Below are 8,461 nucleotides of genomic sequence, written 5' to 3'. Positions count from 1 at the left end.
CTTCCTCCCCTAYCCCACCTGMTGCAACCGCCCMGCCCGAAAATCCTTCGGCGACACTTCAAACTGCTTCTTGAACGASCGACTAAAGTGCGCCGAATCCGTAAACCCCCAYTTATACGCAATCGACGTAATCGACTCACTGCGCAAAAACGGGTTGGTCAGATCATCCGCACTGCGCTTCAACCGCGCCCGCTGGATATACCGGCACACGCTGTCATCCTGTTCCTCAAACAACCGATACAAATGCCGCACCGAAATATTCAACCGACTCGCCAACCCCACCGGGCTAAGCCCTGGCTGGGTCAATGACTCATCAATCACCTTCTGCACATAGCTGCGCAGATTGCTGCCCTGCAACCCGCCACAATCATCGCGCTCATCGTCTTCCTGCTCAAACGCCGACCCCAGCAGCGAGACAAACGCCGACTGCAACGCCTGCCCCTCGCCGACTGCGCCTTCGCCGTTCAGTGCGTCTTTGCACAGTTGATCCATCAACACATGCAACATGCGCCCGCAGGCTTTGCTCGAGGAGATTTTGCCGAAGGTCTTGGGCTGGTTGCCGAACTGTTTGCACACCTCTGCGCGGGACAAGGACAGGGACGCGTGTTCGATGAGCCCGAACGGGGTGATGTCGATGGAGCCCACCGAGTCCATCAATAACAGTTCGCCGGGGGCAAGCTGGAAGCTCTGGCCGTTTTGGGTGATCTGGCAGTAGCCGCTGCGCTGGCTGACGAGGAAGCAGTGTTGGTCGTCATCGTGGTCGGCGCGGGCCTTGGGGCGCTTGATCAGGCCGGCGTTGGTGCGCAGGTTGGCCAGGGGCAAACCGCCGCGGGAAAAGGTGCTGATGCTGCCGATGAACAGCGAGCGGTTGAAGGCCAGTTCTGTGTCGAAGTGACCGCAAACCGCGCGCAGATCCCGGGTCCAGAGGTCCAGCCCGTCTTGCCCAATCTGTTGCATGCTCATGGTTGTTTCTACCTTGGCTTTTTGTTTTTGTCGGGCAATAGTTAACATGTTATCTATATGCGCGCAACAAGTACGTGTCTGCCAAGGTGGTTGCACTATTGATGCCAAATACTGCGGTCAGTGGGCCTGCAAGGCGCACTGGAAACCGTTCAAGGCGTCCAGCAGCCAGGCGCGTTGCACACTGCTCAAGGCGATGTAGCGACGGAACGCCGGCATGCGGTTGACCACCTCGCTGCCGCCCATATGCTCAAGCCGCACACACCACTGGTGATCCACCAGGTCGATGCGCAGGCGCTTGAAGTCCAGCGGCATCAAGGCGCGATGCAAGGCGCTGCCCTCCTGCAATTGTGTGTGCAAAATGCCTGAAACCTCCTTGTCGCCCGACCGCTGTCGACAGCGGATTCCGGTGCGTCGAACGGCCCCGGTGTGGTGCAGTTCGAAGCTCGCCGTGCCCTGCTGCGAGGCAGGGATGCGCAGTACGAATTCGGTCATCACCAGGTGCATCAACAGCTGCGACTCGGTGCGTTCGACGATCTCCAGTTGCAGCCCGAGATTGTCCAGGGAAACCCGGGCCGTCGTCGGTCCACACACCTCATAACCGGCCAGGCCGAGGTTACGCCGCAGGTGTTCCAGCGTAACGCCGGGTCGATACCCGGCAGGCGCGCGCCGGGCGCTGAACAGCTCAGACAGTTTTTGCAGCATGGCTGATATACCCGTTGTGCGGCTGACCCGGCTCATGGGCGAACTCCTTGGCCAACACCTCTTCCACCGAGGCGGGCTTGAATGGATTGACCTTCTGCACAACCAGCGTCCAGAACAGCGCGTACGCCGCCGTGCACCCGAGCATTACGCCAAAGGGAATGTAGATGTCGGCGGGGTTCATGCCCGGCGGGGTGATAAACCACATGCCCAGCAGGATGCCGATGCTCGACAGAATCTGCGGCAGCGGAAAGAACGGCGAACGGTAGGCGCGAGGCAGATCCGGACGGCGAATCCGCAGGATCACCACCGACAGCGTCACCAGCAGATAAGCAAAGCTCCAGGCACACACGGCCGCCAGCACCAGGTGCATGATGTTGTCGGTGTTGCCGCCCAAGTACAGCGCGTGCAGGCACGGAATCAGCATCGCCACCAGAATGCACAGCAACGGTGTCTTGAAGCGCGGGTGCAGGTAGGTGAAGACCTTGGGCAACGCGCCGTCGACCGCCATGCCGTACAGGATCCGTGGCACACCGGCCATCAAGGTGTTGATGGTCGCAGCACCGGCAAACAGGAAGCCGATGCCCAGCCACATCGGGCCGATGCTGCCCATCACCTGCTCGGCGAATTTCGGGATGGCCATCGGCGTATCCAGCAGGTGCACGCCGCCCGCCGCGTCGATCAATACGTTTTCCACCTGGCGTTTCATTGCCGCGCCATAGATGAACATGCACGTGGCCACCCCCAGCAGCCCCAGCACCATCGCCTTGGGCATCACCTTGGCCGAGTTGCGCAGGTCCGGCGCCAGCGGCGTGACGAACTCGCAGCCGACAAACATGAACATCGCCATGCCCACCAGCGACAGGATGGTGATCAGGTCGGTGCCCACCAGGGATTCACCGAACCAGCCGTCCAACTGCACCGCCGGGGCTGCGATCAGGCCCAGCACGCCAAACACCATCAAGGTGGTCCACATGCCGAAAGTGAGGATGATCTCGGCCCGGCCGAACGCGCTGACGCCAAACGCATTGAGCACCCCGAACACAATCACGAAGCCCACTCCCAGCAACCACGAACCGCCGGCGGATTCCGCCAGGGTGTTGAGGTGCTCGAAATTCACCAGCGCCATCACGCCGGAGAGGATGGTTTCGGCGGTGCCGGCAAACACATGCACGATCAGGTACGCCGACAAGGTGCCGGTGATCGCAAAGAACCGGCCCATGCCGCAATTGATGTAGTCGTAGACCGAGCCGGTGGTGGGCAGGATCGAGGCGGCTTCGGCGAAGGTGGTCGCCTGGGCCAGCATCATCACCACCGCGATCAACATCGCCACCGCAAAGGCGCTGCCGCCGATGCCAAACCCCATGGTCGCGGTGAGGATCACCGGGCTGGCCATGATCAAGCCAATGGTGCTCGCCAGCGCGGTTGGAAAGCCCACCGTGCCGCGTTTCAAATGTTCGGTGAGCCGGTCGTTGATCGACATGGTGCAGATCCTCAAGAAGCGGATTTTTAGAAGTATTGGCACTCTGCGCCCGCCCTGGCTGATCGTCTTGCTCCTGGCTGCCGCCGGTTTTGTTGCTGCCTGCCACTGCTGCGCCACTGGCGGCCTGGGACAATTTCCTGGCACGCAGGGGAAAGACTTGGCCCGGTGGCGCTCGCCCTAATGCTCCCTCAATTCACCTTGTTGGGGACTATAACAATGCAGCACACACAACAAACCCGTCACCTGTACAGGGCCATCAGCCTGGGCGTCGCGCTGATGATCATCGACTCATCGGCCCAGGCGTTCGAGCTGTATGCCGATGACGACACTCAGGTCACCGGCAACTTCCTGGCGGTGTACGGGATGTTCAACAGCCGCAAGAACTACGACGGCACCACCGGCGGTTCCACCTGGCGTGAAGGTTTTATCAAGTATGGCTTGAGCGTCGACCAGCGCTTCGGCGCCCTGGGCAGCGTGTATGGCACGGCCAACCTGGTCAGCTCGGGCACCTGGGGTGATGGCGATGCGTCGGGCGTGACCACCGGCAGCGAGCGCACCACCAAGTTCGACGAAGCCTTCGCCGGCTGGCGCTCGGGGGAACTGTTTCCGGCACTGGGCAAGGATGGTGTGAACCTGTCGTTCGGCCGCCAGGTCATCATGCTCGGCGACGGTTTCATCATCAACGATGACGGCCCGAACTTCGGCAAGGGCGTGGATGACGGCAAGTTCAACCGGGGCGGCGCCTACTACATCGCCGCCCGGCATGCCTTCGATCAAACCGCGGTGCTACGCCTGGGTGGCAAGGACGGCGTGCATGGCAGCGTAATGTGGATCAAGTCCGACAACCGCGCCCAGGCCAACACTGAAATGGCTGCCGGCACCCTGGACTACACCGCCGCGCCCGGCACCCTGGGGTTGACCTATATCCACGGCATCAGCGTCGACGACCGTTATGCCAATGACCTGCAAAAACAGCGCGCTGGGATGAACATCTACAGCCTGCGGGGCGCCGGTAATGCCGGGATCGAGAACGCGCACTTTTCCTTTGAATACGCCTGGCAGGACAAGGACGCCGGCCCGGAAAAGGCCTGGTACACCGAAGGCGGTTATACCTTCGCCGCGCTGCCGTGGTCGCCGGACCTGACCTACCGCTACAGCCGCTATTCGAAAAACTGGGATGCGATGTTTTCGGGCTTCAACCGTGGCTACGGCACCTGGGTGCAGGGCGAGGTGGCCGGCAATTATTCGGGGCCGTTCAATACCAATACTGAGGTGCAGCATGTGGCGTTGAAGGTCAAGCCGCTGGACAGCGTCACCCTGGGCGCGCTGTTCTTCGACTACAAGACGTTGAGCAAGGGCGGCATGCTCAACCTCGATGGGCGCGAACTGGACCTGTACGCGGAGTGGGCGGTGAACGAACACCTGATCGTCACGCCGCTGCTGGGTTTGTACAAGCCCAACAAGGATGAGAGCAACGGCGGCAACCAGGTGGGTGGCAATGGCACCAATCTCTATAGCCAGGTCACCGTGGCCGTGCCGTTCTAACACAGATGCAATGAGCTACCGAGATCACATGTGGGAGCGGGCTTGCTCGCGAAWGCGGTGTGTCAGTCGCCAGATGTATTGGCTGACACTCCGCATTCGCGAGCAAGCCCGCTCCCACATTGAACCTGCTTCAGCCTTCGATAGAGGTGTTCGCCCTACGGTTGCCGCTCCTCGATCCGCGCATACGCCCCCTGGTGATAGAGCAACGGCGCACGACCAAAATCATCAAACGCCACCACCTTGCCAATCATGATCCAGTGATCACCACCATCCACCTGCTGGTACTTCTCGCAGTGAAACCGCGCCGAGCAATCAGCGAAGACCGGCGAACCGCCCTCTCCGGGCTCGAATTCGATTTCGGCAAAGCGATCGTCCCTGGGCCGGGCGAAGTTGTTCGACAGGTGGATCTGGTCGGCCGCCAGCACGTTGACCGCAAAATGGCTGGCCTGCTCGAACACCTCGTGGCTGTTGGAGCGTTTGTCGATGCTCCACAGCACCAGCGGCGGGTCCAGGGATACCGAATTGAAGCTGTTGGCGGTGACACCCACTTTGCGCCCGCTGGCATCAGCGGCGGTGACCACCGTGACACCGGTGGCAAAGTTACCCAGGGCCCGGCGAAAGGCCCGTGGGTCGAAACTGTTATCAGACATGCAAGACTCCCGGACTGCATCAACGCGCAGTCCTGATGGTTGTGATGGCCGGGTCGGCGTCAAATCATGCTCGGATCAGGCTCGAGCCCCATCAGCTCACGCCCCAGGATCTGCGCGCACACGTCGTAATCGGTGTACGCATGGGCGCCGGTCATATGGGAATCGCGGAACAGACGCTGCATCTCGTTGTGCTCGAACCACGCATTGCCACCGGCGGCCTCGAACAAACGGTCCACTGCCTGGATGCACATCTTGGTGGCGTACGCCTGGTTGGTACGCCAGAACGCCAGGGTCTCGCGGCTCGGGTAACGGTGCTGTTCGCTGTGTTCGGCGTGTTCCTGCCAGGTCTTTTCCAGGAACGCCCGGGCGGCGGCCACCTGGTGGGTCGACTCGGCCAGGCGCATCAACGCCGGAGTCGCCGCCCCCACTGCCGCGCCGGTGTAGGCACGTACGCGGGTCCTGGTTTTTTCGCGGAATACTTCGAGCATGCGCTCGGCCACACCCAGGCTCACGGTGGAGAAACCGCTGGCGAAATACGGCCGATACGGCGAGTAGAAAATCTTGCTGTCGGGGTACAGACCGAAGCCGGCGGACTTGCCTTCCATCATGTCCTTGGCTTTCTGAATGCGGTGTTCTGGCACCCGCACGTTGTCGATGATCAGCGTCTTGGTGCCGCTGCCTTTCATGCCGGCGGCGAACCAGTCATCGCGAATCTGATAGTCGCTGCGCGGCAGTACCGCGAAGCAATAGTCCTGGGTGCCCTCGGCGTTTTTACGGCGGAAACCGACAATCGCCCACTCGGCATGATCGCAACCGCTGCTCCAGCCCATTTCACCGCTGAACAGCACACCGCCCTCAACTTCTTCAGTGCGGCCAAACGGCGCGATGCTGCTGCTGGCGGTGGCATTCGGGTTATCGCCCCAGACTTCCTGCTGCAACTTGGCGGGAAACAACGCCAGTTGATGGCTGTGGGTGCACAACAGGCTCATGGCCCAGGCGGTGCTGGCACAGGCGCCGGCCAGCAAGGCGATGCAGTCGGCAAACTGCGGCAGGGAGATTTCCATGCCGCCAAAGGGTTTGGGTTGAAAGGCACGGTGCATGCCGATGCTCTTGAGCAGCGCAATGTTCTCGTCGGGAACCTTGCGGTCCTGCTCGGCCTGGAAGGCGTTGGCAGCGATGGTCGGCAGAATCGCCTTGAGATCTTCGAGGAGCGGGTTTGGCTTTTTCATGGACGGCCCTGCTTATTATTGGATGTCCGGCTGGCGTTCAAACTCAACGAACGACGCTGGATGTGGGGCCAGTATGGAGCGGGCGACACCCCCGGAAAATGCACCTTCCACAGCCAAGATTGCACTTTCCACAGGCCTGGCAGCCACAGACATATCGCCCGGCAGGCACGGACAAGCCTGGCCCGGCGGCGCTGGTTACCCTCGGGCTTTTGCGAGCAGGAAAATCCCATGAGCGATATTGCGCTGCTGCCTGAAGTCCAGGCCTTCCTCCGTCGAAGCCATGCCTTGTTTATCGACGGCGGGTACGTCCAAAGCCATTCCGGCCAGGCTCTGGAAGTGATCAACCCGGCCACCGGCGAGGTGATCGCCCAGGTTGCCGATGCGGACCTGGCCGATATCGACACAGCGGTGGAATCGTCCCGGCGTGGCTTCCGGCAATGGGCCCAGGTCGCCCCTGCCATTCGCGGCAATGTGCTGCTGAAACTCGCCGACCTGCTGGAGCAACATCGCGAAGCACTGGCGCAGATCGAAACCTGCCAGTCGGGCAAGATCATCCAGATTTCCCGGGCCTTCGAGGTCGATCAGGCGGCGCACTTCCTGCGTTACTACGCCGGCTGGGCCACCAAGATCAGCGGCCAGACCCTTACCCCGTCACTGCCCTCCTTCGCCGGCGAACGCTACACCGCGTTCACCCTGCGCGAACCGGTGGGCGTGGTAGTGGGCATCGTGCCGTGGAATTTCTCGACCATGATCGCCATCTGGAAACTCGCCTCGGCACTGGTGACCGGCTGCAGCATCATCATCAAGCCCAGCGAGTTCACCCCGCTGACCATCCTGCGCATCGCCGAACTGGCCATCGACGCCGGCCTGCCGGCGGGCGTGCTGAACGTGTTGACCGGTGGCGGCCATGTGGGCAAAGGCCTGGTGGAGCACCCGGGCACCGACAAGGTCTCGTTTACCGGCTCGGTGCCCACCGGCATCGCCGTGGGCCGCAGTGCCATGGGCGCCGGGTTGACCCGGGCGACCCTGGAACTGGGCGGCAAAAACTCCGCCGGATTCCTGCGGGATGTGGACCTCGACAAAGCGGTCAACGGCATCATCGAAGCCGGCTTCCTGCACTCCGGGCAAATCTGCGCGGCCGCCGAACGCTTCTTCGCCCACCGCTCGCAGATCGAGCCGATCATGGACAAACTGGCGCAACGCCTGGGCCGGTTGAACATCGGCTCGCCGCTGGACGAGCGCACCGAATTCGGCCCGGTGACCAACCGCCAGCACCAACAGAAACTCGAATGGTTTTTCGCCAAGGCCCGGGCCGAGAACAATACGATTGTCCACGGCGGCAAGCTGATCGACGGACCGGGGTGCTATGTGGAGCCCACCGTGATTCTCGCCAACACGATCCACGACACCCTGCTCAACGAAGAGACCTTCGGCCCGATCGCCACGTTTTTCCCCTACGACACCGAGGATGAGCTGCTGGAACTGATGAACAACACGCCTTACGGCCTGAGCGCCAGTCTCTGGACCAATGATCTGAGCAAGGCCCTGCGCATGGTGCCGGCGATCAACGCGGGGACGGTGTGGGTGAACATGCACACGATGCTCGACCCGGCGGTGCCGTTTGGCGGCAACAAGTCTTCGGGGGTGGGACGGGAGTTTGGCGGGGCTTTTATCGACGACTACACCGAGCTCAAGTCGGTGATGATTCACTACTGACCGGCATGCGGAGCGCCGGCCGGCTTGAGTGTGTTGATCGTTCCCACGCTCTGCGTGGGAATGCATACCGTGACGCTCCGCGTCACCCTTGCGCGAGACGTCAATCCGGCGGTGCCAGCGGGACGCGGAGCGTCCGAGGCGGCATTYCCACGCAGAGCGTGGGAACGATCATCTGC

General features: G+C 61.8%; 6 protein-coding genes and 1 pseudogene. 2 read left to right on the top strand and 5 right to left on the bottom strand.

All coding sequences use genetic code 11. The annotated features are described in order from the left end of the window. Positions 1–9 precede the first annotated feature (9 nt). The 3 genes from feaR to JV201_RS10395 form a co-directional block, all read right to left on the bottom strand. A complete protein-coding gene (gene feaR / locus JV201_RS10405) occupies positions 10–963 on the bottom strand; it encodes a transcriptional regulator FeaR (protein WP_219406856.1) in 954 nt (317 codons plus the stop codon). A gap of 117 nt (positions 964–1,080) precedes the next feature. After that, complete coding sequence (locus JV201_RS10400; RefSeq protein ID WP_219406855.1) at positions 1,081–1,665, bottom strand: DUF3156 family protein; 585 nt, start codon at positions 1,663–1,665, stop codon at positions 1,081–1,083. Further along, the gene (locus JV201_RS10395) at positions 1,646–3,145 is read right to left on the bottom strand and encodes an APC family permease (protein ID WP_003219898.1); all 1,500 of its coding nucleotides are present in this window, start codon (positions 3,143–3,145) and stop codon (positions 1,646–1,648) included. The genes JV201_RS10400 and JV201_RS10395 overlap by 20 nt, the downstream gene beginning before the upstream one ends. A 216-nt stretch (positions 3,146–3,361) precedes the next feature. On the opposite strand from JV201_RS10395, the gene JV201_RS10390 reads away from it, so the two are divergent. Continuing rightward, the gene (locus JV201_RS10390; RefSeq protein WP_134326168.1) at positions 3,362–4,690 is read left to right on the top strand and encodes a hypothetical protein; all 1,329 of its coding nucleotides are present in this window, start codon (positions 3,362–3,364) and stop codon (positions 4,688–4,690) included. 173 nt (positions 4,691–4,863) lie between these two features. Here JV201_RS10390 and JV201_RS10385 read toward each other — a convergent pair. Both JV201_RS10385 and JV201_RS10380 read right to left on the bottom strand, forming a co-directional pair. Next, positions 4,864–5,340, bottom strand: a pseudogene (locus JV201_RS10385) (flavin reductase family protein); the annotation flags it as partial. 59 nt (positions 5,341–5,399) lie between these two features. After that, positions 5,400–6,569 (bottom strand): p-hydroxyphenylacetate 3-hydroxylase oxygenase component, encoded by a 1,170-nt coding sequence (locus JV201_RS10380; protein WP_087694959.1) that lies wholly within the window; start codon positions 6,567–6,569, stop codon positions 5,400–5,402. Positions 6,570–6,797: 228 nt separating this feature from the next. Here JV201_RS10380 and JV201_RS10375 point away from each other — a divergent pair, with 228 nt between their 5' ends. Continuing rightward, the gene (locus JV201_RS10375; RefSeq protein WP_219406854.1) at positions 6,798–8,285 is read left to right on the top strand and encodes an aldehyde dehydrogenase family protein; all 1,488 of its coding nucleotides are present in this window, start codon (positions 6,798–6,800) and stop codon (positions 8,283–8,285) included. Positions 8,286–8,461: the final 176 nt, after the last annotated feature.

It is taken from the genome of Pseudomonas sp. Colony2 (assembly GCF_019382755.1).
GTDB lineage: Bacteria > Pseudomonadota > Gammaproteobacteria > Pseudomonadales > Pseudomonadaceae > Aquipseudomonas.
The sequence above is the reverse complement of the archived record's forward strand: the minus strand, read 5'-3'. Positions and strand labels throughout refer to the sequence as shown.